We start from the raw sequence: 24,451 nt of genomic DNA, 5'->3' as shown, positions 1-24,451 counted from the left end.
TTGTAGTTTGAGTATAGGTGAGAATCGCCTAAACGTCTAACACTTTGCTTGCAGCGGTGCCAGCATCCGTTCATGTGTCCGGATCATCGACGCGACGTGATCAAACGAACAATCGACGAGCGATGCGCATTCTTCGATCAACATCCCGTCCCGTAAATCATGGAACAGATAAAGCAGTGATGCAGCCGATGCTTCAATCGAATCGAACGATTCCCCACTTAAGACGAGCTGTGCGAAGCGTTCATAAAAATCCCCTTCGAGACTCATCCGTTCTTCGTCTGAAACGAACCGTTCCGCAAGACGGATCGTCTGCAATGCCCGGTGAATGCGTTCATCCACGACCTCAGTCCGTCCTTCCATCTCGATGACAATCTGTTCCGTCAATAACAGGACGTCTTCCTGATCCGTCACTTCTGGCATCATCGACAATGCAAGCCGTGCTTCAGCATCGTTCAGTTTGCCAAGGAGAAGTGCCGTAAAGATCCGCGAGACATCATCTTCCGTCTTCAGCGCTTGGATGAGTGCCGAGCGAAACTGCAGGTTGTGGCGGATGTCATACGTATCCGTCTCTTCCTTTAACGCTTGTGCTTCGTCCGACTTCAAGAAAGCGGCTGCTTCTTCGACGTGTCCTGTCTTATAGGCAGAGATTGATAACCAGTGCCCAAAGAGTGGATCTCCCCGGTAACCGCGACGCTCGAGCAACTTCAACTCTTCATAGGCGATATCGTATCGTCCGATGATCGCAAGCGTTGATGCGACCTTATAACGTGTCTCAAGGTGCACGGAACGGACGTGTTCGAGTTGACGAGAGAGACGATGCGCCTCTTCGTCCTGACCCATCTCGTGTAGCAAGACGAGCGTGTTACAGAGGGCATGCAAATTCCCCGGATTCCCTTCAAGGACCCGTTCAAGGGAAGCGAATGCCTGATCGTTCTCTCCTAAATAGAACTCGACGATCGCGAGGTTGTTGTAGGCAGGCCAGAACGTCGGGTACTGAGCAATCAGTCCCGTCAACGTCTCCTGTGCCGCGAACAACATCCCTTTATCGATCTGGCGTTGTGCCTGACCGTGCAGACGAATCAATTCGTCCTCTTCGTCGTCTTCCATCTCTTGTTCGAGATCAATCAGTTCCACGAGTGCGGCCGATGCCTCCGCGTGTTTGCCGTTTGGTGCTTGCTCTAAATATTCCATCGCATGTTGTCGCGCTTCTTCATAAAGTGAGACGTGTGCGTAGTTATTCGCTAAATAAAAGAGTGCTTCCGTATTTGATGCGTCGAGTGCGCGTACTTGTTTCAATACATCATTCGCATGATTGATTTCTCCTGTCTCGAATAAGACACGGGCATAACGGAGCAAATAACGGATGTCCGCTGGCTGAAGTGTCGTCGCCTCATCTAAATGATAGACGGCTTCGTCCAGTCGCCCTTCCCGGTGCGCCTTCCGTCCGCGGAAATAAAAAAGTTCCGCTTGGCGCGCTGTTATCGCAAAGGGGTCTGCTTTGTATTTGGTTAATTCCATCATGATTCAAGCCCCCATAAATAGTAAACTGGTTTCGTAGTTGCAGACACAAGAATACCCTATCTCTAGGAGGCATGCAACAGAAAAAAACGCCGGAGTTCATCCCCAGCGTTTCGCATAAATCGATTCCAGTTCTTTGTAATTCTCTAAGCATTTTCGTACAAAAGCATCCGTCTCTGGATTCAGTCCTTCAAGACGTGCCACGTCCTTGTCATATGCCTGCTGTAAGCTCGTCGCATAATCCGGAATCTCTCCGTCATACGCATAAACGACTGCGGGCGAAACCGTGATCTTTTCGTGCTTATGCAAGGCGGTCCGGATATGGAAGAGTGGAACATCGACTTGGTTCGGTTGGTGAAGATCCCCTTGAACGGGATGCTTCTCAACAGCCAACACCTCAACGACGAGACCTTGTGGACGTTCGGCGAATAATCTTCCGAAATACTTTCCTGTCTTATACGTAAAGCGGATGTGCGTCATCTTTTTTCCTTCTTCCTTCTCACAGTTTTGTCACATTTCGTGCCGGCGAAGCGGCTGACTCGAGACGCGTTCATTCGGTGCAATATCCCGGTGAACGACCGATCCGGCACCAACGACGGCACCATCTCCGATCGTTACGCCCGGTAGGATCGTCACGTTCGCACCGATCAAAACATTGCTTCCGATGACGACGTCACCTAAACGGTACTCCGTTGTCAAATATTCATGACAGAGAATCGTCGTATTGAAGCCGATGATCGTATTGTCACCAATCGTGATCCGCTCCGGGAACATCGTGTCCGGCATCACCATCAAGGCAAGTGCCGTCTTCTCCCCGATCTTCATCCGAAGACATGTCCGGTAGAGTGCGTTCTTAAAACGTAGCGACGGAGCAAACCGACCAATCGTGATGATCGTAAAGCACCACATCACTTTAAAGAACGACACCGTCCGGTACATGTGCCAGAGTGGATTCGTCGTCCCGACCTGAAACCGATCAGTTCGCCGCGCCATTTTGTTCCTCCAGCCAAGCAGCAAGATGATCCATCGAATCAATGATGACGTCCGGCTCGAGTGCCTCTAAGTACGCGCGTCCTTTGATCGCCCAACCGACCGCGACCGTCTTCAGTCCCGCGTTCTTGCCACCGAGAATGTCCGTATCGTTGTCGCCGACCATGATCGTTTCGTCTGCTGTTGCTCCAAGCAACTGCATCGCTTTTTCGAACGGCTCGACAGCTGGTTTTTCTTCCGTTACGTCGTCGGCTGCGATGACAGCGTCAAAGAGTGACGTCAATCCAAACAACTCGATGCCGCGGAGAGCGACACGACGACTTTTCGACGTGACGACCGCCATCTTGTATCCTGCTTCATGCAGTCGACGTAATCCGTCGAGCACACCCGGATACTCGAGCACGAGCGCATCATGCATCGCAATGTTGTAGCTACGGTAAAAAGCGACCATCTCTTTCCACTGTTCCGCATTCATTGCCGAGAACGACTTCTCAAGCGTCGGACCGATGAACGGAAGCAGTTCCGCTTCCGTAAACGTCCGGTCCGGATAATAGTAACTGAGCGTATGCTCGAAGCTTTTTAAGATCAATGGATTCGTATCGATCAACGTTCCATCTAAATCAAACAGTAGCGTGCGAATCATCGATTACTTCGCCTCCTTTTTCGAACCGTCCAAGTAACGAACGGCGTTACGGCGAACAACCATCATGATCACACCGAAGATGATCAAACAAATTGAGACGATTTGTGCCGTCCGGAGTCCATCACCCATCAACAGACTGTCCGTCCGGAGTCCTTCGATATAGTAGCGTCCGATCGAGTACCAAACGAGGTAACCGAGGAAAACATACCCACGACGTGGATTGAACTTCATCCGCCAGACGATCAACAGAATGACACCGATGATGTTCCAGACGCTTTCATAGAGGAACGTCGGTAAGTAGTACGTTCCATCAATGTACATCTGATTGACGATCCAGTTCGGTAAGTGCAGCGTATCTTGTAAGTACGACCATGTCGTCTCGCCACCGTGTGCTTCTTGGTTGAAGAAGTTGCCCCATCGTCCGACGGCTTGTCCGAACAAGAGCGATGGTGCCAAGATATCGGCGATTTGCCAGAACGAGATCTTTTTCTTACGCGTATAGATGATGACCGTCAAAATCGCACCGATGATCGCACCGTGAATCGCGATTCCGCCTTGGCGGATGTTGATGATTTGGTCAAGATGTTGACTATAGTAGTTCCACTCGAACGCGACGTAGTAAATCCGGGCACAGATGATACTGATCGGAATCGACCAGATGACGACATCGACCGCATACTCTTCGTTGAAGCCGATCCGCTTCGACTCGAAGATCGCAATCAGGAGACCGACGACCGCACCGAGTGCGATGACGATGCCGTACCAGTAAATCGGTACCGGCCCGAGTTCGATCGCCACGCGGTCAAACGTTGGTTGTACAGAGGCTAAAGTTCCCATCAAAGACCACCATTCCCATCTTCAATTGCTTGCGCGAGACGTCCCGCGAATTCTTCTGCTGTGTTGATGCCCATGTTCTTCAGACGATAGTTCATCGCTGCGACTTCGATGATGACAGCAAGGTTTCGTCCAGGACGGACGGGAATCGTCAGGAACGGTATTTCCGTATCGATGATTTGGAGTGTCTCTTGGTCAAGACCGACGCGGTCATAGACTTTCGATTGATCCCAAATCTCGAGGTTACAGACGAGGCTGATCTTCTTATGCGAACGAACAGCACCTGCACCGAACAACGTCATCACGTCGATGATCCCGATTCCACGAATCTCAAGCAGATGCTGAATCAACTTCGGTGCTGTCCCGACGAGAATCCCGTCACCGGTTTGACGAATCTCGACCGAGTCGTCCGCCACTAGACGGTGACCCCGCTTAACGAGTTCGAGTGCCGTTTCCGATTTACCGACACCACTTGCTCCTTTGATGAAGACACCGACACCATAGATATCGACGAGGACACCATGCATCGCTGTCGTTGGCGCAAGTTCCGCTTCGAGGAAGTTCGTGATCTGTGACTCGACCGATGTCGTATGCCCTTTTGTCGTCAACAGTGGCACGTTCGTCTCGTCTGCGGCTTGGATGATCGCTTCCGGTACTTCGAATCCACGTGTGATCAAGATACCAGGTGTTTCATCCGTACAGAGGACATTCGCTCGTTCGCGTTGTTCCTCGTACGTTAAATTATTGAAGAACGTCAATTCTGTTTTTCCGAGAATCTGGAGACGTTCTGCCGGGTAATAGGCATAATAACCGGCAAGCACAAGGCCAGGTCGGCACAAATCAGCCGTCAGAATCGGACGATGTAAGCCCTCTTCTCCCGTGACGATGTGGAGATTGAATTGTTTTACGATTTCAGCTGTTCGCACTTTTGGTTGCACGCTTCGTCAGCCCCTTTCACTTGAAGTATTGTACCATATTTTTATTCGATTCATGGAATTGGATTAGAAGCATGATTTCTTGGGAATGGAATAAAGAGTTAATATTTTGAAGGAGGTTTTGCCGTGATGTCAGGCGGTGGTATCGGATTAATTTTAGTCATTATCTTATTTGCGGTTCTAGCGATTGCTGGTTTCGTCTACCTCATCATCTCACTGATTGATATGTGGAAAGCGTATTCGCGTAATCAAGATCAAACAGCTCTTTTATTCTTCATCATCTCAATCATCGGAATCTTCATCAGTGGTTCATTTATTTCCTACGTCCTCGCGATCATCTTCTATTGGAATCGCGCACGCGGAAAGAGTTGGCTCGGAATCGGTCTGATTCTCGTTTCAATCGTTCTTGCAATCATCGGTGTCATTGCCTTACTCTCGTTCGGTTACGATATGAATAATATCGAGAACATGAACTTCGACGAGCCGATGATGGATCAGGATTACGATTATTGATGTAGGCTACACCCATCCTTTTCAGTAAGGATGGGTGTTTTTGTATATGCAGCTGACGTCTGCCCGTTTGCGTGACTCCTACAGGAAAAAGCGCGGACATCCGCGCTGTCAGAGACAAACGAGACCCGGCTACTCGTGTAGCCGCGGCTTGTGTCTCGCCTGAGGAAAGCATGCAAAGCGGATACGACGTCATAAGAAAAGCGCAACCTCTTTTTCGAGAAGTTGCGCTGGTATGCTTATAACGCTTGTGGACTGAGGTGAACACCATGCGTGACCGAAATCGTACCTGTCTTCGTATCCGCTTCAACCTCGATTTTTGGTGAGCGACCGCGACCTGATACGAAATGGAGCTTCCGGTTGACGATCTCTTTTTGATCCCGGATTAATTCCATGTCATCGAGGTTGCAGTTGAGACCACCGAAGTTTGTCTCAAGCTCCCCGTACACTTCTGCGCCATGCGGCAACATCAAGGCGATGCTTCCGGCAAGCGACGACGCTTTGACCTTCGCGTTTTGCACGGTCTTCAGCTCGCAGCGGACGTTTCCGTTCGCCGTTTTTAGTTCTGAACGTTCGAAGACACCTGTCGTGATGATTTGTCCATTGGCTGTCTTCGCCTTCAAGACTTTCAACTCCGACTCTTCGATTTCGATCGAACCGTTCGCTGTCGATACTTTGACATCCTCACTGAACAGATCACGGACGTTGACTCGACCGTTTGCTGTCATCAGTTGAGCAGATGTCGTATCGAGCGACGTCAACGAAATTTCCCCGTTCAACGTCTGTAAGACGAATGATTCGTAATGACGGCGCGGAACTTTCAGATGGACCGTCGCACGGACACTCTTATCCTTCAAGCGGATCGAGAGCGTGTTTGCTGAGACCGCATGTTGAACGGCTGCCTGAAGTTGCTCAAGCGCTTGTTCTTCTGTCACCTGTTGGCGACGAAGCGGACGTCCCGTCACCGTCAACTCACATTCTTCAAGATCACTTGGTTCAACGACCAAGTTCGCATTGAACAGATCGACATGAACCGTCTCACCGCTGAATGGGAATTGTTTGACGTAGGTGACGTTCGGACCGGACGCTTGATTAAGCGAAAGATCACTATCCTTGATCCGACTGACGAGATTATCGAACGCTGACATGACTTTCGTCGTCAGCGAATCGACGGAATACTGGTCGACCCGATCATATTGTTCTGGTTCATCGACGTACTTATGTTCACTGGCAGAAGTTGCACGTTCGTCGATCGCTTCGAGCCGCTCGAGTTTATCGAGTGCCTCATCAATCGTTAACTTTCCTTCTTTGACTTGCTCCAATATCAATTGACGCATATCTTGCTTCATGAACCGTTCCCTCCTATTCCTGAACCTCAAACGTGTGTTACATGATACTTTCGTTTAAGTTCCCTTAGTTTCTCCCTACGAATCCTCATCCACAAAAGTTTCACGATTCAATTCGTGCCGCATCGCGTTCAAGGACAGGTGCGAGGTATCGTCCCGTGTAGGATGCTTCAACTTCAGCGATGTGTTCCGGTGTACCGGCAGCAACGATAGTTCCGCCACCGTCGCCACCTTCAGGTCCAAGATCAATCAAGTAGTCGGCCGTCTTGATGACGTCCAAGTTGTGTTCGATGACGAGTACCGTATCGCCATTGTCGACAAGACGTTGCAACACTTTCAGGAGACGCGCGATATCATGGACGTGAAGCCCTGTCGTCGGCTCATCGAGAATATAGATCGTCTTCCCAGTCGAGCGTTTATGCAACTCGGACGCCAGTTTAACACGTTGCGCTTCCCCGCCGGACAGTTCCGTCGCGGGTTGACCGAGACGCATGTACGTCAGACCGACGTCAGCGATCGTCTGCAGTTTCCGCGTAATCTTCGGAATGTTCTCGAAGAAGGCAAGGGCATCTTCAACCGTCATCTCAAGCACGTCGGCAATCGTTTTGCCTTTATATTTCACTTCGAGTGTTTCGCGGTTGTAGCGTTTTCCATGACAGACTTCACACGGAACATAGACGTCCGGTAAGAAGTGCATCTCAATCTTGATGATCCCATCGCCACGACACGCTTCACAACGTCCACCCTTGATGTTGAAACTAAAACGTCCTTTTTTGTAACCACGGAGTTTAGCTTCGTTCGTCGAAGCAAAGACGTCCCGAATGTCATCGAAGACACCAGTATACGTTGCCGGATTCGAGCGCGGTGTCCGACCGATTGGTGACTGATCGATATCGATGACCTTATCGATTTGATCAAGACCGGTGATCCCTTTATGAGCACCCGGTTTTTCTTTCGCCCGGTTCATCTCGTGCGCAATCGTCTTATAGAGAATTTCATTGATCAACGTCGATTTCCCGGAGCCCGAGACACCGGTGACGGCGACGAACAGACCAAGCGGAATGTCGACATCGACGTTCTTCAGGTTGTTTTCCGATGCTTTGTGGATATGGAGCATCCGACCGTCTGGCTCTTTGCGTGTTGACGGAACAGGAATGAACTTCTTCCCGGACAAGTATTGACCAGTCAACGAGTTCGCATCCTGCATCAACTCTTCCGGTTTCCCGGCTGCCGTGACGAATCCACCGTGATCGCCGGCACCAGGTCCGATATCGATCAAGTAGTCGGCTGCCATCATCGTGTCTTCATCGTGTTCAACGACGATCAGCGTATTGCCGAGATCACGCATCGCCTTCAGCGTATTGATCAGACGATCATTATCACGTTGGTGTAAACCGATCGATGGTTCATCGAGAACGTAGAGGACGCCCGTCAGACGCGAACCGATTTGTGTCGCAAGACGAATCCGTTGCGCTTCCCCACCGGACAACGTACCGGCTGCGCGTGAGATCGTCAGGTAATCGAGACCGACGTTCTCAAGGAACGACGCCCGTTCATGAATCTCACGGACGATCATCCGCGAAATCGTCTGATCCTTCTCACTTAATTTCTCCGGTAGTTCGTCGAAGAACATGACCGCTTGTTTAACAGACATCTTCGTCACTTCACCGATATGGTGATCGGATACTTTGACGGCGAGCGATTCCCGTTTCAAGCGATGTCCTTTACACGTCGGACACGCCTTCTTCGCCATGTAGCCTTCCATCTGTTCCCGGATATAATCAGACGACGTCTCCTTGAAGCGACGTTGTAAGTTATTGAGGACCCCTTCGAAGTAGAGGTTCGTATTTCGGACCATCCCGAAGTCATTCTCATAACGGAAGTGAATCTCTTCCTTCGTGTTTCCGTTCAAAATCGTTTCGCGATGTTCTTCTGACAATTGTTCGAACGGTGTATCCATATCGATCTTGAAGTGGTCACAAACCGCTTTAAGCAATTGTGGATAATACTGCGAGCTCGTCGGTTCCCACGCTACGATTGCCCCTTCGTTCAATGACTTATCAGGATGCGGCACGACGAGATCAACATCGACCTCAAGCTTCGTTCCGAGACCGTCACATGACGTACAAGCACCAAACGGTGAGTTGAACGAGAACATCCGTGGTTCGAGTTCGCCGATCGAGAAGCCACAGATCGGACAAGCATGATGTTCACTGAACAACAATTCGTTGCCGTCCATCGTATCGACGATGACCCGACCGTCTGCGAGGCGAAGGGCAGTCTCGAGTGAATCCGCAAGACGGGCTTCGACATCTGGTCGCACGACGACACGGTCGACGACGACTTCGATCGAGTGTTTCTTGTTTTTCTCAAGCGTGATCTCTTCGGCGAGATCCATCGTCTCTCCGTTGACACGAACGCGGACGAAGCCTTCCTTCTTCAAATCGTCGAGCACCTTGACGTGCGTCCCTTTACGTCCGGAAACGATTGGCGCGAGAATTTGCAGACGCGTCCGCTCCGGCAACTCCATCACTTGGTCGACCATCTGACTGATCGTCTGGCTCGAAATCTCGATTCCGTGATTTGGACAAATCGGTTTACCAATTCGTGCGTACAACAGACGCAAATAATCATAGATCTCTGTGACCGTTCCGACCGTCGAACGCGGGTTTTTACTTGTCGTCTTCTGGTCGATTGAAATTGCTGGACTCAGTCCCTCGATCGTATCGACATCCGGTTTATCCATCTGTCCGAGGAACTGACGGGCATAGGCAGATAAACTTTCGACATAACGCCGTTGTCCTTCCGCGTAAATCGTGTCGAAGGCAAGAGACGATTTCCCTGACCCGGACAAGCCCGTCAAGACGACGAGCTGATCGCGAGGAATTTCGACATCGATGTTTTGTAGATTATTGACGCGAGCGCCTTTGATGATAATCTGATTCTTCTTTTCTCCCAACTTAGGCACCTGCTTTCAATTCTAATATGAGATCGCGGAGCTCAGCAGCTCGTTCGAACTGCATGTCTTTCGCCGCTTGACGCATCTCTTGATCAAGCTGTTCAAGCAACGTTTCGCGCTCCGGTTTTTTGAGTTTGTTGAACTTCTCGAGTTTTTCGACGGTGTCGTCGCTCTCGATCGTCGTACTGATGACACCACGAACGTCTTTTTTGATCGTCTGCGGCGTGATGCCATGTTCTTCGTTGAACGCCATCTGGATTGCGCGACGGCGTTCCGTCTCATCGATTGCGCGTTGCATCGAATCGGTGACTTTATCAGCAAACAAGATGACGTGTCCTTCCGAGTTCCGCGCCGCCCGACCAATCGTTTGAATCAGCGAACGGTCCGAACGGAGGAAACCTTCCTTATCGGCATCAAGAATCGTCACGAGTGAGACTTCCGGAATATCGAGTCCTTCTCGTAATAAGTTGATCCCGACGAGGACATCGTATTTCCCCAGCCGCAAGTCACGGATGATTTCAATCCGTTCCAGCGTCTTGATCTCCGAGTGCATGTAGTTGACCTTGACGCCATTCTCTTTCAAGTAATCGGTCAAATCTTCTGCCATCTTCTTCGTCAGTGTCGTCACGAGAACACGTTCGTTCTTCGCGACCCGGTCACGGATGTTATCCATCAAGTAATCGATTTGTCCTGTGATCGGATGAATCTCGATCGTTGGATCAACGAGACCGGTCGGACGGATGATTTGCTCGACCATCTCTTTCGAATGTTCGAGTTCATATGGTCCTGGTGTCGCCGAGATATAGATCGCCTGACTGACTTTTTCCTCGAACTCCTCGAATCGTAACGGACGGTTGTCTTTTGCCGACGGAAGACGGAAGCCGTGATCGACGAGGACTTGTTTCCGCGCCTGGTCCCCGTTATACATCCCGCGAATTTGCGGCAGCGTGACGTGTGACTCATCGGCAACGAGTAAGAAGTCTTTCGGGAAGTAATCGAGCAACGTATACGGTGTTGCCCCTTCCGGCATCAAGTTCAAGTGACGCGAGTAGTTCTCGATTCCGGAGCAATAGCCCATCTCACGCATCATCTCAAGGTCGTAGTTCGTCCGTTGTTCGAGCCGTTGCGCTTCGAGCAACTGATTGTCTTCGCGCAACTTCGCAAGCTGGACCTCTAGTTCCTTCTCGATGTTCGCGATCGCCTTCTGCAGACGGGTATCCCCCGTCACGAAGTGGGACGCCGGGAAGATCGAGATGTGCTCACGGTCCGCGACGATCTCACCTGTCAGCGGATCCATATCACGAATCCGTTCGATCTCGTCACCGAAGAACTCGACCCGGACACACTGTTCATCGCGTGACGCCGGGAAGATTTCGACGACGTCTCCGCGGACGCGGAACCGTCCGCGCTGGAAGTCGATGTCGTTACGCTCATACTGGATGTCGATTAGACGACGGAGCATCTCGTTTCGCCCCATCTCATTGCCGACACGCAGTGACAAGACGTGGTTGTTGTACTCTTCCGGGTTACCGAGACCATAGATACACGAGACAGAAGCAACGATCAAGACGTCCTCCCGTTCGAACAGGGCGGACGTCGCCGAGTGACGTAGTTTATCAATCTCATCGTTGATCGAAGAGTCCTTCTCAATGAACGTATCCGTCGACGGTACATACGCTTCCGGTTGATAATAATCATAAAAACTAACGAAGTATTCGACCGCATTGTTCGGGAAGAATTCCTTGAACTCCGAGTAGAGTTGTCCCGCTAGTGTTTTGTTGTGGGCAAGGACGAGTGTCGGTTTCTTGATTTCCTTGATGACGTTCGAGACCGTGAACGTCTTCCCGGTACCGGTCGCCCCAAGCAACGTCTGATGTCGTTCGCCTTGTTTTAGCCCAGTCACCAATTTTTCGATTGCCGTCGGCTGATCACCGCCTGGCTCAAATGGTGAAACGAGTTCAAAATCCATCGTTTGCTTCCCCCTCATCACGTAAAAAATCTATTTTTATTGTACCACTTTACGAACAAACATTCGATTATGAAGTGCTCCTTTTAGGAAGTTACCCTTTTTTTCGAAAATGCAAAAGTTTCTTTTTACTTCGAGTGTTGATCCTCGATTTTTCTGCTCACAAAAAAAATCCCCGTCACGGCTGTTCCGTGACAGGGATGTACTAATTTAATGCAAAGACCGTACTTTAGTGCGACCATGGACCGGCTCGTTGACGAACAGGATACCAAGTTCATGATGATCTTGTTCATAGAAGGCACGTTGCGCAAACCGGATGTCACCGTTATGGTTCATGACTTCAAGACGCAGATACGGTTTGTGTTTTTGGATGGCTTCGTAGAACGATGCTTCCGAATCGACCTTCTCACCATTGACCTTATAGATCGCTTCACCCGGAATCAAGCCCATCTCGGCAGCTGGTTTATCAGGTAGCGTTCCAAGAATGACGGCACCACGCGTTCCATTGAGGAACAATGGTGTCTGTGCCCGGTTCAAGCGTTTGACCCGCTGATGCAATAGGATATGCAGAACGAGCAACAAAACGATCCCGTACAGCCATTCAGCTTGTCCGGTGACGTATGCAAGAACCGTCAATAGAATCGCGACGAGACTCGTGATCAAACGTCCTTGAACGAGCGGACGCATCAATTCTTTCGGCAACTTACCCGTAAAGAGGAAGCTGAAGCCGATCGGTAACCAAAGCACGATCGGAACGAGCTCTGGGAAGCTGTAACGTGGCCACCAAGCTTCAAGCACGTCGCCCGGAACAAAGACGAGCAAGGGCAATAGCCAAAGTTTATTCGCTGACAGCCCACCGATGAAGCGACCACGCTTCGAGACGACGAGTGACGGTGACAGGCGTCGCTTTCCGCGCCACCAGACGAGGAGACATTCCGCGACGAGCGTTAACGTCGCAAGCAATAAAATCATTTTCGGCTCAACCGCTCGAACCGGATCAAGACGTGAATCCATTAGGAACCAGCCGGCAAGTCCAAGCAAGACGATCGGCCAAAGCGGTACGTTCAAGCGGACAATCCCGACCAACAGCAAGACGCTTGAGAGTCCGAGTAACAACAGAGCGTATTGCGGTGTCAGCGTCAATCCGAGCCAGCCACTGGCGACGGATAAGACGAGACCAATTAGTAACCCGGGTAAAAGTGTTTCGAGGACATCGCTTCGTTTACCGTGTGTCCGGGAGCGGAACAATCCGCGTTCCCGTTTGACACGCCGGATGCCGATGACCCAACTGACAAGGAGTGCTAACCACAAGGTCGGACTGGCGATGAGACTAATCGCGGTCCAACCAATTTCATCGAGTAATTCCACGCGCATTCAGACCTCTTTCCATTCCTTATTATTGAGCAGCGACCTCGAGTGCTTTTTTCCGCTGGACGTCATTTTTGTCGTCCTCGAGTTTCTTCAGGAGACGTGTCTCCATCTCACCCGCTGTCTGCTGATCGATTTTTCCAGTGACGTCGAGTTTCGCATCCTTTTGCAAAGCTTCGACAGCTTGCTTCATCGTGTCACCGAAATACCCATCCTGTCCTTTTGGCTCGAAACCGATCGCTTCGAGGACGAGGTGAGCGTTTTCGACCGATTTACCGTAGTCACCAACTGCAAGTGACTTCTGATCAGTCAGGATCTTCGTCACGTTGAAGTATGCTGGTTGCTTGACTTCGATCGTCGGTTCGACCCCTTTTTTGTGAATCCAGTTGCCGTCCGGCGTCAGCCATTTGTTCGTCGTCAACTTCAAATCACTACCGTCCTTTAAATCGTACGCACTTTGGACGATGCCTTTACCGAACGATTTCGTACCAACGACCTCAGCCCCGGCACCTTCCTTCAGACCGGCTGCCAGAATCTCAGACGCAGACGCGGATCCGCCGTCTTCGAGCACGACGATGTTATATGGTTTCTTCTCGTCTGCCTTCCCGAATTCCTGCTGACGCTCTCCCTTATTGTTCTCGACTTGATAAATCGGAACGTCCTTCGGAATGAACGGTGCAATCATGCTTGAGACAGCTGTTAAGAGACCACCCGGATTTCCGCGAACGTCGATGACGAGTCCATCGATGTTCTCACTCTCGAGTTTCGCGAGCCCCTTCTCGAACTCTTTAGCCGTCGGTTCTGAGAACTGTGTCACTTGCAAGACACCAATTTTCTTCCCGTTGACGTCCTCGGTCGACGTATAGACCGTCTCGATTGGAATCGTATCCCGTTTGATCGTGATGTCCATCGCGTCTTGTCCACTGCGTTGAATCGTCAGGACGACATTCGTTCCTTTTTCACCACGGATTTTCTTGACGGCTTGATCCGTCTTTTGCCCTTTCGTCGACTTGCCGTCGATTTCTAAGATGACGTCACCCGGTTTGATGCCAGCTTTTTCAGCGGGTGATCCTTTGATTGGTGAGACGATGACAATCGACTCGCCTTTTTGTTCAAGCGTCGCACCGATTCCTTCGAACGAAGACGATAGATTCGTATTGAACGATGCTGTCTCCGACTCATCCATATAGACGGAATACGGATCGTCAAGCACTTCCGCCATACCGGATAATGCACCGTCGAGTAGTTCTTTATCCGTTACGTCCTCTAGATAGTTCTGTTCGATCATTTGACGGACCTGATCAACTTTTTTCCAATCACCCGTCGCATTCGCAGACGACGATGACGTCGAGACAGAATCCGTTCCGCCCGCCGCTAACATACCGACGGCACCTGCCCCTAAACCAAGCCCGAAGGTACTGACCGCGATGACTGCTGTTGTAGATTTTTTCACGCTTGATTCCCCACTTCCGTTAAAAAACGCATTATTTTTTTCAGTATAGCAAAAAAAGATAGGTTACCCTATCTTTTCAGTATTCTATGGGATGTCAAAAGATGTACGGTGCCGGGTCGACTGCATTCGGTTGACCGGCAGCCCACTCTCCCTTATGCAATTCGAAATGCAGATGCGGTCCTGTCGACCAGCCGGTTGATCCAAGTGTGCCGACGGTTTGACCCGGCATGACCGTTTGACCGGCTTTGACATCGATTGACTCCAGGTGGGCATAAACGGTCGTATAGACCTGATCATCAATTAAATGAGTTACCATGACGACATTGCCGTACCCCGTCGCACTGCCTGCACGCAAAACAATTCCTCCGGCAGCCGCATGAATCGGTGTCCCTTTCGCATTGACGAGATCGATTCCCTTATGGATCTCCGGCTTTCCAGTCAACGGATTGTTTCGTGGACCGAACGGTGATGAGACATAGCCTTGCACCGGTAAATGGAACGGACGATTCGAATCGACGTCTGCTGGTGTATCAGGTGTTTCAGAAGGTACTTCGACTTCAGGGACGGGTGGCTTCGTTTTCTCAGCATCCGCTTCCTGTTGTTTCGCTGCAGCAGCACGCGCAGCTTCTGCTTGCCGTTTGGCTTCCGCTACTCGCTTCGCTTCGGCTTGACGTGCTGCCTCGATTGCCCGTCGCTTTGCTTCTTCTTTTGCTTTTCGTTCTGCTTCTTTCAGTGCAGCCAGTTCATTTTGAATCAACTGTCGCTGATCAGCGAGAATTTCTGCTTCTTCAGCTTTTGAGAACTGCTCTTGTTGCAACGCTTTTACCTTCGTGTTCAACCGGACGACCAGCTTTCGCTTCAACTCCGATTCCGCGATGATTTGCGTCTGAAGGACAAGTAATTTCCGTTGCTCCCGCTTCAGACTCTCGAGCAACAACGCTTGCTCGGATCGCTGTTCGTTCAACTGGCTGACGTTCGTCTTATATGTTTGCAGGACATCATCATCTTGCTTCATGATCTCACTGACTGTGCTGAAGCGCGAAATCAAATCACCGAAGTCTTTCGCGTCAAGCAAGACCTCGATGTAGGTAACGTCTCCTTTTTGCTGGACGGAACGTAAGCGACTGCCTAGTAAATCTTCTTGTTGATGTAATTCCTTCAACGTTTCGGAAATGGATTCTTCCGTCAGACGTAATCGTTCCTTAGATGCAACAACAGCCGCTTGTTGATCGGCTATCTTACGCGCTAAATCATCCAAACGGCTGTTGACTTCATCCAGTTGCGCACGGGCTTCCTTGCGCTGCTGTTTCGTCAAGATCAACTTCTCTGATGTCTGATTCTGTGATCGTTCCGTCTCTTTTAGACGGCTTTCGACCTCCTGTTGTTCCTTCAACAAATCTTCTTTCGACGTGGCATGAACGGACACACTAGTTCCAATCAAAGCTAAGCTCAGGACGACAGAATAGAATCGGACTTTCATGAGAAGCATCTCTCCTCTATTTTATTTTTAAATGAATCGATTAAATCTTCAAGAAACGACCGAGTGACGTTGTCGATCCCCAGACACCGATAAATGCACCGAGACCGAGTAAGATTAAGACGACCTCTAGTGATAATTGTCCTGGCGGAATCAGTGAGAAGATTCCTTCGTTAATCGTTGCCAGTTGAGGTTGAATCACATTATACGAGGCTTCATAACCAAAGTAGACAACGACAATTGGGATGATCGCACCCAATATCCCCATCAACAACCCTTCAACGAAGAACGGTGCACGGATGAATCCGTTTTTCGCTCCTACGAGACGCATGATCTCGATTTCCCGACGACGGGAGAAGATCGTGACTTTGATCGTATTCGAAATGAGGAACATCGCCATGAACGTCAAACCGACGATCAGGATGATTCCACCGATCCGAACTCCTTCAAGGAAGTTAAACATCTTTTTAACATAGTCCTTACCATATTCGACACTATCTATATTTTCCATTTTATTGATGGAATTTGCAAGTGTTTCTGTCTCTTTTGGTGAGGTAGCTTTGACGATGTATCGATCGTGAAGCGGGTTATCTTTTTCAACAGACCGATACGCTTGTGAACCTTCGCCAAGTTGCTCCTTGAAGCGGTCCAGTTCTTCTTCTTTCGAACTATAACGGACAGAGGCGACACCCGGTAATTGCTTCAATGAATCGCCAACTGAATCAATTTTTGCTTGGTCTGCTTCCCGTTCAACAAAGACTTGGATTTCGACATCTTTTTCGACGTTATCAGAAATCTTGTTGACGTTGAACATGAGCATTGCGAATATTCCTACGAGAAGTAGTGTGACGGTAACGGCACTGACTGAAGCGAATGTCATCCAGCCGTTCCGGACGAGACCTTTTGCCCCTTCCCGTAAATGACGGAATCCATTAAACTTCATAGCCGTACATTCCTTTCTCTTCGTCTCGGACGATTTTTCCACCGTCGATCGCTAAGACACGATGACGCATCTTGTTGACGATGTCTCGGTTGTGTGTCGCCATTACGACCGTTGTCCCACGGCGATAGATCTCTTCGAACACTTCCATGATCTCCCATGCAGTATCCGGGTCCAAGTTTCCTGTCGGTTCATCGGCGATGACGAGTGACGGACGGTTGACGATGGCTCTCGCGATCGAGATTCGTTGTTGTTCGCCCCCAGATAATTCATCCGGATAGTTCCGTTCCTTATGCTTGAGCTTGACGAGATCGAGTACCTCGAGCACCTTCTGGCGGATTTGTGACTTGTCTTCTCCTACGACCTCTAATGCGAAGGCGACATTTTCATAAACCGTCAATGACGGGAGTAGTTTGAAATCTTGGAAGATGACGCCGATTTGGCGACGAAGTTCGGGGATTTGACGGTTCTTCAACTTACCGACTTCGATTCCTTTAAATAAAAATGAACCGCTCGTTGGTTTCTCTTCGCGGTACATCATTTTCATGAATGTTGACTTACCCGCACCCGACGGACCGACGATATAGACGAATTCGCCTTGATCAATCGTCAAATCGACCTCACGGAGTGCCGTGACGCCGTTCGGATAAATCTTACTGATTCGTTGCATCTTGATCACGTACTTCACATCCTTACTTATTTACTGATGCTGAATGGATAGGTCTAAAAACCTACCGACCACCATTATAACAGGGACGAAATTGAACGCACATTACAATCAAATGTCATTTCAAGCGATGATACCATAAAAAAGAGGTACGAGATGACGAACACATGTCGTGTCTGTCATCTCATACCCCATCATATCCCATAATTACTTTTTATCCGCGAGCCAGTCAGCAACGGCAACGATTTCTTCATCCTCTTTGAGGATTCCAGCCGGCATTTGCCCTTTCCCGTTCTTGATGATCTCTTGAATCTCTTCTGAAGAGTATTTCGAGCCGACCTTCGTCAGATTTGGTCCGACATTTCCTTCAAGGTTGTTCCCGTGACACGATGCACAGTTGTTCGCGAAGATTTTTTCCGCATCAACAGCTGTTTCCGTCTTCGACGAATCATCGTTCATCGTCGACTCTTCCTTCGTACTTGACGAATCGCTAGAGCTGGAGTCGTCACTACCACCACATGCTGCGAGTGCAAGCGTTGTTCCTAACCCTAACGCGAGTAACAAGTTTTTCAGCTTCATCCGGATATCCCCCTCTTGTAAGTATCTAAGTAAACACTTCTGACCTAGTTAGAGTATAACCGTTATCCGGAAGAGTTAAGCATGATTTCACAAAAACTTCACGAGTTTGGAACAATTACGGCACATTCCGGTAGCGTTTGTCGTCCGTAAAACCGAGTCCCAGCACCTCATGCGCCTCGCTGACGACGAGGAACGCTGACGGATCGATGTGTTTGACGATCTCTTTAAGCGTTGTGATTTCTCCTTGGCGGACGACGACCATCAGCATCGGTTTCCGTGTCCGCGTAAACGCACCTGCCGCCTCGATCTCCGTCGCTCCGCGATCGAGCGTTTCGAAGATTTCCTTCACTAACGCTTCCCGTTGATCGGAGATGATATAAGCGAGCTTGTCGTTCGTGATCCCGAGTTGGACGACGTCGATCATCTTGATCGTGATGAACAAGGCGACAAGCGCGTACAGTCCGATCTCAAGCGAGAAGATTGTCGCTGCACTGATGACGATCGTTCCGTCGAGCAAGGCGATACAGAGATGAAGCGGCAATTTCGTGAAGCGATGCAAAATTTGCGCAATCAAATCCATTCCCCCGGTCGAGGCACGTCCCCGGAAGATCAGACCGAGTCCGATCCCGACACCGGCACCACCGAAGATCGCGGCAAGCATCGGATTCATCGTCGCAGCCGGAACATCGAACCGCTCGTAGACAAGGATGACGACCGGTAAAAAGATTGACCCGACGAGTGATTTGACACCAAAACCCATCCCGAGGATCATCCACCCGATCGTCAGCAAGACGACGTTCGCGACGAGTTGGAACAAGCCGGGTGAGATCCCGAACAGATCGTTCAAGACGATCGATAAGCCACTAACGCCTCCTGAAGCGAGTTGATTCGGTGCTAAAAATAAACTAAAGGCACTTGCGACGAACAAGGACCCGATTAACAAATACGCATAATCGCGCACGACTTCCTGACGTGTCGATGTCATGACATTCCATTTCCCCTTATCGATTGATTCTCGTGTTTCATTTTAGCGGAAAAGTCAGACAACGACTAGAGAGGCGGAACAACTCACAGTGTTCCCTTTATACCGCACTAAAGGGCGGACTGTAGCGGACGATGCCGCTGACGCCACGCAACCCATTCCGTTCGAGGGCAAGGACGAGAAAGACTTCTGGCGGAACGGGGAACGGTGGCTCAATACCGTAGTCGATCGCCCGTTCGAAACCAAACTGTGGATAGTAGCTGTCGTGACCAAGTACGACAATGTGTGATTCACCGGCGTCTCGTGCATCCTCGATCACCTGGCGGATCAACTCAGAACCGATCCCCTTTCGTTGCCAAGCCGGCAACACACCGACCGGTGCTAAGGCAAGCGACGAAATGTCACCGATATGGATTCGGCTCAAGAGAACATGACCGACGATCTCCCCTTTGTCGGTCACGGCGACGCGACCGAAGACCGGTTGCGCCGCTTCATCCTCGCGTAACGCATCCACGAGGTTCGCTTCGTTCGGTTGTTCGAACGCTGCTTCATGGACAAGCCGAATTCCCGCTGCATCCTTGAAGCCTTCTTTACGGATAATCATCAGCTATTGCTCCCTTCGAGTGGTTTCGTTGCGAGTAGCGTGAACTCGGACGGGATGTTCTCACCGTTCCAGCCACGATGCTCGTCGAATCGTTCTAATGTGAAACGTGTTGCGATGACGCCGTTTAAAATCTCACTCAGCGTAAAGTAACGGACGGAGACGTCCGGAAAATCGGTTTGTTCCGCGTCCGTAAAGTGTGTCTTATACGCCAAATCGCCTGATTGCAACGCTTGATCGAAATAACGCGGTCGATACGTCAAATCCGCATCAATCCAGCGTCCGACCGGATGAAAATCGCTAAGGATCAGCTGACCGCCAGGCCGCAAGATCGTAAACAGAATCTGCAGAAAACGCTCGAGATCCGCAAAATAATGCAAAATGCCACCTTCTAAGTAAAGGAGATCAAACGTATCGCGATATCGTTCAAGGTCAATCGCGTAGAGATCGCAGACGACATAGTGGATTGATGTCTCAGCATAGTGCGCCAGTTCAAGCGCATACTTGGCATTCTCCTCTGAGATATCGAACACCGTGACGTCCGCCCCGAGTAACGCTAACGGCACCGCCTTGCGTCCGTTCGAACCACAGATGTTCGCGATCGTCTTCCCGGCGACGTCTTCGAAATGACGACGATGTTTCTTCAAACATGCGGCTGGATCTTGTTTGATGATCGCAGCATATTCTGCCGGTGTTCCGTCGCGTTTCTCCCAAAACTCATACGCCCGGTACTCCCACGCCTGTTTGTTGATCCGACTTTGCTCCTGCATGACTGTTCCCCCTTTGACGGTCAAAAAACCAGTCGAACATCGTCCGACTGGTTGATTGTCTTACATATTCATCAGACGGAGGTACGCATCGATGAAGCCCATGATGTCACCATCCATTGCTCCTTGCGTGTTCCCGACTTCATAGTTCGTCCGGTGATCCTTGACCATGCTGTATGGGTGGAAGACGTACGAACGAATTTGGCTACCCCATGCGATATCCGATTTTTCACCACGGATTTCGTCGAGTTTCTTTTGTTGCTCTTCGATTTCGCGTTGGTAAAGTTTCGCTTTCAACATCTTCATCGCCGCTTCACGGTTTTTGATCTGCGACCGTTCTTGTTGACATGAGACGACAACGCCTGTTGGAACGTGTGTGATCCGGACAGCCGAGTCTGTCGTATTGATGTGCTGACCACCGGCACCAGAGGCACGGTACGTATCGATCCGTAAATCTTCCGTACGGACTTCGATGTCGATGTCATCGTTGAATTCCGGCATGACATCACACGAGACGAACGATGTATGACGGCGACCTGACGAGTCAAACGGTGAGATCCGGACGAGACGATGGATCCCTTTTTCGGCTTTTAAGTATCCATAGGCATTGTGCCCTTGAATACGGAGCGTGACCGATTTGACACCCGCTTCATCACCCGGTTGGTAGTCCATCGTTTCGACTTTCCAGCCTTGCTTGTCGCAGAAACGTTGGTACATACGGAGAAGCATCGATGCCCAGTCTTGCGACTCGGTACCACCTGCACCTGGGTGCAACTCGAGGATCGCGTTGTTCGCGTCATACTCGCCGTTTAAGAGGATTTGTAGTTCGAAGTCTTCGAACTTCTTCTTGAGGTCACCAAGTTCTGACTCGAGCTCTTCTTGAAGATCCGCATCCGGCTCTTCCTTGATCAATTCGTACGTCAAAGCGACGTTCTCGTGACCTGCTTCGAGTTCTTTGTATTTGTCGACCATCGCTTTTAAGCCGTTCGACTCATCGATGACTTTTTGTGCTGATTCCTGGTTGTTCCAGAAGTCTGGGTACGTCATCTCGTTTTCAAGTTCTTCGATCCGAGCAATCTTCGACTCGAGATCGAGTGATGCCTTATATTCGTCGAGTTTCTTTTCCATCCACTCGGCGGTGTTGCGAATTTCTGCTAATTCCATGTGTTCCACCTTCTCTTTCCGTGAAAAGAGGCAGGAATCTCCTGCCTCTCTTTCAGTCGATTCATCACTTATGCCTGACGGCCGTGACAGTTCTTATATTTCTTACCGGATCCACACCAGCACGGATCGTTGCGTCCGATTTGGTCGTTTGGATTTTTCCGGACCGGCTTTTTCTTGACCGCTTTATCTTCCTTACCCGAAACCGCGACTTCGTCTTGGACGACTTTTTCGCGTTTGAGGTTTGGATCGAGATCTGCCCGAAGGACGAATTGTGTCACTTCTTCAGCGATCGCAGCGTTCATTGCATCGAACATCATCGAACCTTCCGATTGGTATTCACGGAGCGGGTCGTTTTGACCGTATGCCCGGAGGTGAATCCCTTCACGGAGTTGATCCATTTGATCGATATGGTTCATCCAGTGTTGGTCAACGGCACGAAGAACGATAACTTTTTCGAACTCATCGAATGCTTCGGCTGGGACTTCTGACCGTTTGTGCTCGTAGTGTGCGAATGTCCGCTCTTTGAGCAACTCGATGATCTCTTCGCGTTCTTTTCCGAAGAGGTCGCTTTCCGTGACCTTCTCTTCGATCGCAAGCGTCTGGTTTGCCCACTCCGCAAGCGCACCGATGCTCCACTCTTCCGGGACGAACTCGACCGGCGTGTACTGATGAACGCCTGCTTCGATCGTCTGCTCGATCATCGGACGGACGATATCTGACACGGAACCCGCATCGAGAATCGCTGCCCGGTCCGCGTACATGACTTTCCGTTGGTCCGCCATGACGTTATCGTAGCCGAGGACTTGTTTCCGCGCATCAAAGTTGTTGCCTTCGACGCGTTTTTGAGCCGATTCAACGGCACGAGACACCATCCGGCTCTCGATTGGTTGTGAATCATCCATTCCGAGACGGTCCATCATCGACTGCAGCGAATCAGAACCGAAACGACGCATCAATTCATCTTCAAGTGAGAGATAGAATTGTGATGCCCCTGGATCTCCTTGACGACCAGCACGACCACGGAGCTGGTTATCGATCCGGCGTGATTCGTGACGTTCTGTCCCTAGGATGAAGAGACCACCTTTATCTAAGACACCTTCACCAAGCTTGATGTCGGTACCACGACCGGCCATGTTTGTTGCGATCGTGACCGAGTTCGCTTGACCGGCGTTCTCGATGATTTCCGCTTCACGTGCGTGGTTTTTCGCGTTCAAGACTTCGTGACGAATGCCACGTTTCTTGAGGATGTTACTGAGTAACTCCGACGTCTCAACGGCAACCGTACCGACGAGGACAGGCTGTCCTTCGCGGTGGGCGCGTTCGATTTCGTCTGCGACGGCAGCGAACTTCCCGTTCATCGTTTTGAAGATCAAGTCCGGCATATCGTTTCGGACGACGGGTTTGTTCGTCGGAACCGGTACGACGTGCATGTTGTAGATGTTACGGAATTCTTCTTCCTCCGTCTTCGCTGTACCCGTCATCCCGGCAAGCTTCGTATACATTCGGAAGAAGTTTTGGTACGTGATCGTCGCAAGCGTCATCGATTCGCGTTGAATCTCGACGCCTTCCTTCGCTTCGATCGCTTGGTGCAGACCTTCTGAGTAACGACGCCCTTCCATGACACGACCTGTGAACTGGTCGATGATCATGACTTCGTCTTCACGCACCATATAGTCGACGTCGCGGTGCATGACGGCATTCGCCCGCAGTGCGAGGCTCAAATGATGGTTGAGTGAGACATGCTCGAGACCAAACAGGTTATCGATGCCGAAATATTTCTCAGCGCGGTCGATCCCTTGCTCCGTCAACAGAACACTCTTCGTCTTGATGTCGACCGTGTAGTCTTCATCTGCTTTCATGATTTTCGCGAACGTGTCCGCTTGCGAATAGAGCGCTGTCGATTTCTCGGCAGACCCTGAGATGATGAGCGGTGTCCGCGCTTCATCGACGAGGATTGAGTCGACTTCATCGACGACAGCGTAATGGAGCGGTCGTTGTACACGGTCTTCTTTATACAGGACCATGTTGTCACGCAAGTAGTCGAAACCGAACTCATTGTTCGTTCCGTACGTGATGTCACAGCTATAGGCTGCTTGTTTTTCCTGACGCGACATGCTTGAGAGATTCAAGCCGACCGATAGACCAAGAGCCGCATAAAGAGGTTCCATGATGTCACGGTCACGTTTTGCAAGATATTCGTTGACGGTAACGACGTGAACGCCGTTGCCAGCGAGGGCATTCAAATAAACAGGGAGTGTTGCGACGAGTGTCTTACCTTCCCCGGTCTTCATTTCGGCGATATCCCCGTTATGCAGGACATATCCACCGATCAACTGAACGCGGTAGTGACGCATGCCGAGAACGCGTGTCGAAACTTCGCGACAGACCGCGAAAGCTTCCGGTAAAATATCATCTAAGTCTTCTCCGTTAGCGAGACGCTCACGGAATTCAACGACTTTTCCTTCGAGTTCTTGATCCGATAACGCACCGATTTGTGTCTCGAATGCTTCCACAGCGTCTGCTGCTTTTTCGGCTTTCTTCAGGACACGTTTCGTTGGTGCAAATAATTCTTTTAGAAAATTAGCCATGCCTTACAGTCCCCTTACTTCGAACGATTCTTTGAACGAACAGAATTCCGAGATTTTTCCTTTATTCAGTGTACCGAATACGACGTCAAATTTCAACAAGCGGACCGAGTAGCGGTCTCGGTCTTTCGTCATAGAGCAAACGTATCGTGTTTAAAAATAGTTTT

22 protein-coding genes are annotated in these 24,451 nt (G+C 50.2%); 1 reads left to right on the top strand and 21 read right to left on the bottom strand.

Translation table 11 applies throughout. The annotated features are described in order from the left end of the window. Positions 1-36: 36 nt before the first annotated feature. The 6 genes from KNQ14_RS01960 to hprK form a co-directional block, all read right to left on the bottom strand. Positions 37-1,521 (bottom strand): tetratricopeptide repeat protein, encoded by a 1,485-nt coding sequence (locus KNQ14_RS01960; protein WP_214859448.1) that lies wholly within the window; start codon positions 1,519-1,521, stop codon positions 37-39. 96 nt (positions 1,522-1,617) lie between these two features. Then, positions 1,618-1,998: a kinase-associated lipoprotein B gene (kapB, locus tag KNQ14_RS01955; protein ID WP_214859446.1), complete on the bottom strand. Its 381-nt coding sequence runs from the start codon at positions 1,996-1,998 to the stop codon at positions 1,618-1,620. Between the two features lie 30 nt (positions 1,999-2,028). Then, on the bottom strand, positions 2,029-2,511 hold the full coding sequence (locus KNQ14_RS01950) for an acyltransferase (RefSeq protein ID WP_035396297.1): 483 nt from the start codon (positions 2,509-2,511) through the stop codon (positions 2,029-2,031). Beyond that, positions 2,495-3,151: a pyrophosphatase PpaX gene (gene ppaX, locus KNQ14_RS01945; RefSeq protein ID WP_035396294.1), complete on the bottom strand. Its 657-nt coding sequence runs from the start codon at positions 3,149-3,151 to the stop codon at positions 2,495-2,497. The genes KNQ14_RS01950 and ppaX overlap by 17 nt, the downstream gene beginning before the upstream one ends. A gap of 3 nt (positions 3,152-3,154) precedes the next feature. Then, positions 3,155-3,988, bottom strand: coding sequence for a prolipoprotein diacylglyceryl transferase (gene lgt / locus KNQ14_RS01940; RefSeq protein WP_050678701.1), 834 nt, complete (start codon positions 3,986-3,988; stop codon positions 3,155-3,157). After that, positions 3,988-4,923 carry an HPr(Ser) kinase/phosphatase gene (gene hprK, locus KNQ14_RS01935; RefSeq protein WP_035396292.1) on the bottom strand — a complete coding sequence of 312 codons (936 nt, stop codon included), beginning with the start codon at positions 4,921-4,923 and terminating at the stop codon, positions 3,988-3,990. The genes lgt and hprK overlap by 1 nt, the downstream gene beginning before the upstream one ends. Positions 4,924-5,049: 126 nt before the next feature. On the opposite strand from hprK, the gene KNQ14_RS01930 reads away from it, so the two are divergent. Further along, positions 5,050-5,433, top strand: coding sequence for a hypothetical protein (locus KNQ14_RS01930; RefSeq protein WP_023469232.1), 384 nt, complete (start codon positions 5,050-5,052; stop codon positions 5,431-5,433). Between the two features lie 236 nt (positions 5,434-5,669). On the opposite strand, the gene KNQ14_RS01925 is transcribed toward KNQ14_RS01930, so the two are convergent. The 15 genes from KNQ14_RS01925 to KNQ14_RS16860 all read right to left on the bottom strand — a co-directional run bounded on the left by KNQ14_RS01925 (position 5,670) and on the right by KNQ14_RS16860 (position 24,419). Beyond that, complete coding sequence (locus tag KNQ14_RS01925; protein ID WP_035396288.1) at positions 5,670-6,779, bottom strand: DUF4097 family beta strand repeat-containing protein; 1,110 nt, start codon at positions 6,777-6,779, stop codon at positions 5,670-5,672. A 100-nt stretch (positions 6,780-6,879) separates the two neighbouring features. Then, positions 6,880-9,735 carry an excinuclease ABC subunit UvrA gene (gene uvrA, locus KNQ14_RS01920; RefSeq protein WP_035396286.1) on the bottom strand — a complete coding sequence of 952 codons (2,856 nt, stop codon included), beginning with the start codon at positions 9,733-9,735 and terminating at the stop codon, positions 6,880-6,882. A gap of 1 nt (position 9,736) precedes the next feature. After that, entirely contained in the window at positions 9,737-11,704 is a 1,968-nt protein-coding gene (gene uvrB / locus KNQ14_RS01915) for an excinuclease ABC subunit UvrB (protein ID WP_023469235.1), read from the bottom strand. 207 nt (positions 11,705-11,911) lie between these two features. Next, positions 11,912-13,075, bottom strand: coding sequence for a PDZ domain-containing protein (locus KNQ14_RS01910; protein ID WP_214859444.1), 1,164 nt, complete (start codon positions 13,073-13,075; stop codon positions 11,912-11,914). A gap of 22 nt (positions 13,076-13,097) precedes the next feature. Next, on the bottom strand, positions 13,098-14,522 hold the full coding sequence (locus tag KNQ14_RS01905) for a S41 family peptidase (protein WP_214859442.1): 1,425 nt from the start codon (positions 14,520-14,522) through the stop codon (positions 13,098-13,100). A 94-nt stretch (positions 14,523-14,616) separates the two neighbouring features. Next, positions 14,617-16,002, bottom strand: a complete 1,386-nt coding sequence (locus tag KNQ14_RS01900) for a M23 family metallopeptidase (RefSeq protein ID WP_214859440.1) — start codon at positions 16,000-16,002, stop codon at positions 14,617-14,619. Positions 16,003-16,042: 40 nt separating this feature from the next. Continuing rightward, positions 16,043-16,942: a permease-like cell division protein FtsX gene (ftsX, locus tag KNQ14_RS01895; RefSeq protein ID WP_023469239.1), complete on the bottom strand. Its 900-nt coding sequence runs from the start codon at positions 16,940-16,942 to the stop codon at positions 16,043-16,045. Further along, a complete protein-coding gene (gene ftsE, locus KNQ14_RS01890; protein WP_023469240.1) occupies positions 16,932-17,618 on the bottom strand; it encodes a cell division ATP-binding protein FtsE in 687 nt (228 codons plus the stop codon). Before ftsE ends, ftsX begins: the two co-directional genes overlap by 11 nt. A 195-nt stretch (positions 17,619-17,813) precedes the next feature. Next, a complete protein-coding gene (gene cccB, locus KNQ14_RS01885) occupies positions 17,814-18,185 on the bottom strand; it encodes a cytochrome c551 (protein ID WP_023469241.1) in 372 nt (123 codons plus the stop codon). A gap of 115 nt (positions 18,186-18,300) precedes the next feature. Further along, complete coding sequence (locus KNQ14_RS01880) at positions 18,301-19,170, bottom strand: YitT family protein (RefSeq protein WP_214859438.1); 870 nt, start codon at positions 19,168-19,170, stop codon at positions 18,301-18,303. A gap of 97 nt (positions 19,171-19,267) precedes the next feature. Continuing rightward, entirely contained in the window at positions 19,268-19,771 is a 504-nt protein-coding gene (locus KNQ14_RS01875) for a GNAT family N-acetyltransferase (RefSeq protein WP_035396270.1), read from the bottom strand. Continuing rightward, entirely contained in the window at positions 19,771-20,538 is a 768-nt protein-coding gene (locus tag KNQ14_RS01870; protein ID WP_035396267.1) for a class I SAM-dependent methyltransferase, read from the bottom strand. The genes KNQ14_RS01875 and KNQ14_RS01870 overlap by 1 nt, the downstream gene beginning before the upstream one ends. Before the next feature lie 60 nt (positions 20,539-20,598). Further along, positions 20,599-21,699 (bottom strand): peptide chain release factor 2, encoded by a 1,101-nt coding sequence (gene prfB, locus KNQ14_RS01865; protein WP_023469245.1) that lies wholly within the window; start codon positions 21,697-21,699, stop codon positions 20,599-20,601. A gap of 68 nt (positions 21,700-21,767) precedes the next feature. Then, a complete protein-coding gene (gene secA / locus KNQ14_RS01860; protein ID WP_023469246.1) occupies positions 21,768-24,287 on the bottom strand; it encodes a preprotein translocase subunit SecA in 2,520 nt (839 codons plus the stop codon). A gap of 3 nt (positions 24,288-24,290) precedes the next feature. Beyond that, positions 24,291-24,419, bottom strand: coding sequence for a hypothetical protein (locus KNQ14_RS16860; protein ID WP_255343755.1), 129 nt, complete (start codon positions 24,417-24,419; stop codon positions 24,291-24,293). Positions 24,420-24,451 lie beyond the last annotated feature (32 nt).

Source organism: Exiguobacterium sp. s161, from assembly GCF_018619045.1.
Lineage (GTDB): Bacteria > Bacillota > Bacilli > Exiguobacteriales > Exiguobacteriaceae > Exiguobacterium_A > Exiguobacterium_A indicum.
The sequence above is the reverse complement of the archived record's forward strand: the minus strand, read 5'-3'. Positions and strand labels throughout refer to the sequence as shown.

What these genes read in the sequence shown, in the direction of transcription:
- KNQ14_RS01960 (WP_214859448.1), bottom strand. Translation starts at nt 1,521, where the DNA reads ATGATGGAATTAACCAAATACAAAGCAGACCCCTTTGCGATAACAGCG.
- kapB (WP_214859446.1), bottom strand. Translation starts at nt 1,998, where the DNA reads ATGACGCACATCCGCTTTACGTATAAGACAGGAAAGTATTTCGGAAGA.
- KNQ14_RS01950 (WP_035396297.1), bottom strand. Translation starts at nt 2,511, where the DNA reads ATGGCGCGGCGAACTGATCGGTTTCAGGTCGGGACGACGAATCCACTC.
- ppaX (WP_035396294.1), bottom strand. Translation starts at nt 3,151, where the DNA reads ATGATTCGCACGCTACTGTTTGATTTAGATGGAACGTTGATCGATACG.
- lgt (WP_050678701.1), bottom strand. Translation starts at nt 3,988, where the DNA reads ATGGGAACTTTAGCCTCTGTACAACCAACGTTTGACCGCGTGGCGATC.
- KNQ14_RS01930 (WP_023469232.1), top strand. Translation starts at nt 5,050, where the DNA reads ATGTCAGGCGGTGGTATCGGATTAATTTTAGTCATTATCTTATTTGCG.
- KNQ14_RS01925 (WP_035396288.1), bottom strand. Translation starts at nt 6,779, where the DNA reads ATGAAGCAAGATATGCGTCAATTGATATTGGAGCAAGTCAAAGAAGGA.
- uvrB (WP_023469235.1), bottom strand. Translation starts at nt 11,704, where the DNA reads ATGGATTTTGAACTCGTTTCACCATTTGAGCCAGGCGGTGATCAGCCG.
- KNQ14_RS01910 (WP_214859444.1), bottom strand. Translation starts at nt 13,075, where the DNA reads ATGCGCGTGGAATTACTCGATGAAATTGGTTGGACCGCGATTAGTCTC.
- KNQ14_RS01900 (WP_214859440.1), bottom strand. Translation starts at nt 16,002, where the DNA reads ATGAAAGTCCGATTCTATTCTGTCGTCCTGAGCTTAGCTTTGATTGGA.
- ftsX (WP_023469239.1), bottom strand. Translation starts at nt 16,942, where the DNA reads ATGAAGTTTAATGGATTCCGTCATTTACGGGAAGGGGCAAAAGGTCTC.
- cccB (WP_023469241.1), bottom strand. Translation starts at nt 18,185, where the DNA reads ATGAAGCTGAAAAACTTGTTACTCGCGTTAGGGTTAGGAACAACGCTT.
- KNQ14_RS01880 (WP_214859438.1), bottom strand. Translation starts at nt 19,170, where the DNA reads ATGACATCGACACGTCAGGAAGTCGTGCGCGATTATGCGTATTTGTTA.
- KNQ14_RS01875 (WP_035396270.1), bottom strand. Translation starts at nt 19,771, where the DNA reads ATGATTATCCGTAAAGAAGGCTTCAAGGATGCAGCGGGAATTCGGCTT.
- KNQ14_RS01870 (WP_035396267.1), bottom strand. Translation starts at nt 20,538, where the DNA reads ATGCAGGAGCAAAGTCGGATCAACAAACAGGCGTGGGAGTACCGGGCG.
- prfB (WP_023469245.1), bottom strand. Translation starts at nt 21,699, where the DNA reads ATGGAATTAGCAGAAATTCGCAACACCGCCGAGTGGATGGAAAAGAAA.
- secA (WP_023469246.1), bottom strand. Translation starts at nt 24,287, where the DNA reads ATGGCTAATTTTCTAAAAGAATTATTTGCACCAACGAAACGTGTCCTG.
- KNQ14_RS16860 (WP_255343755.1), bottom strand. Translation starts at nt 24,419, where the DNA reads ATGACGAAAGACCGAGACCGCTACTCGGTCCGCTTGTTGAAATTTGAC.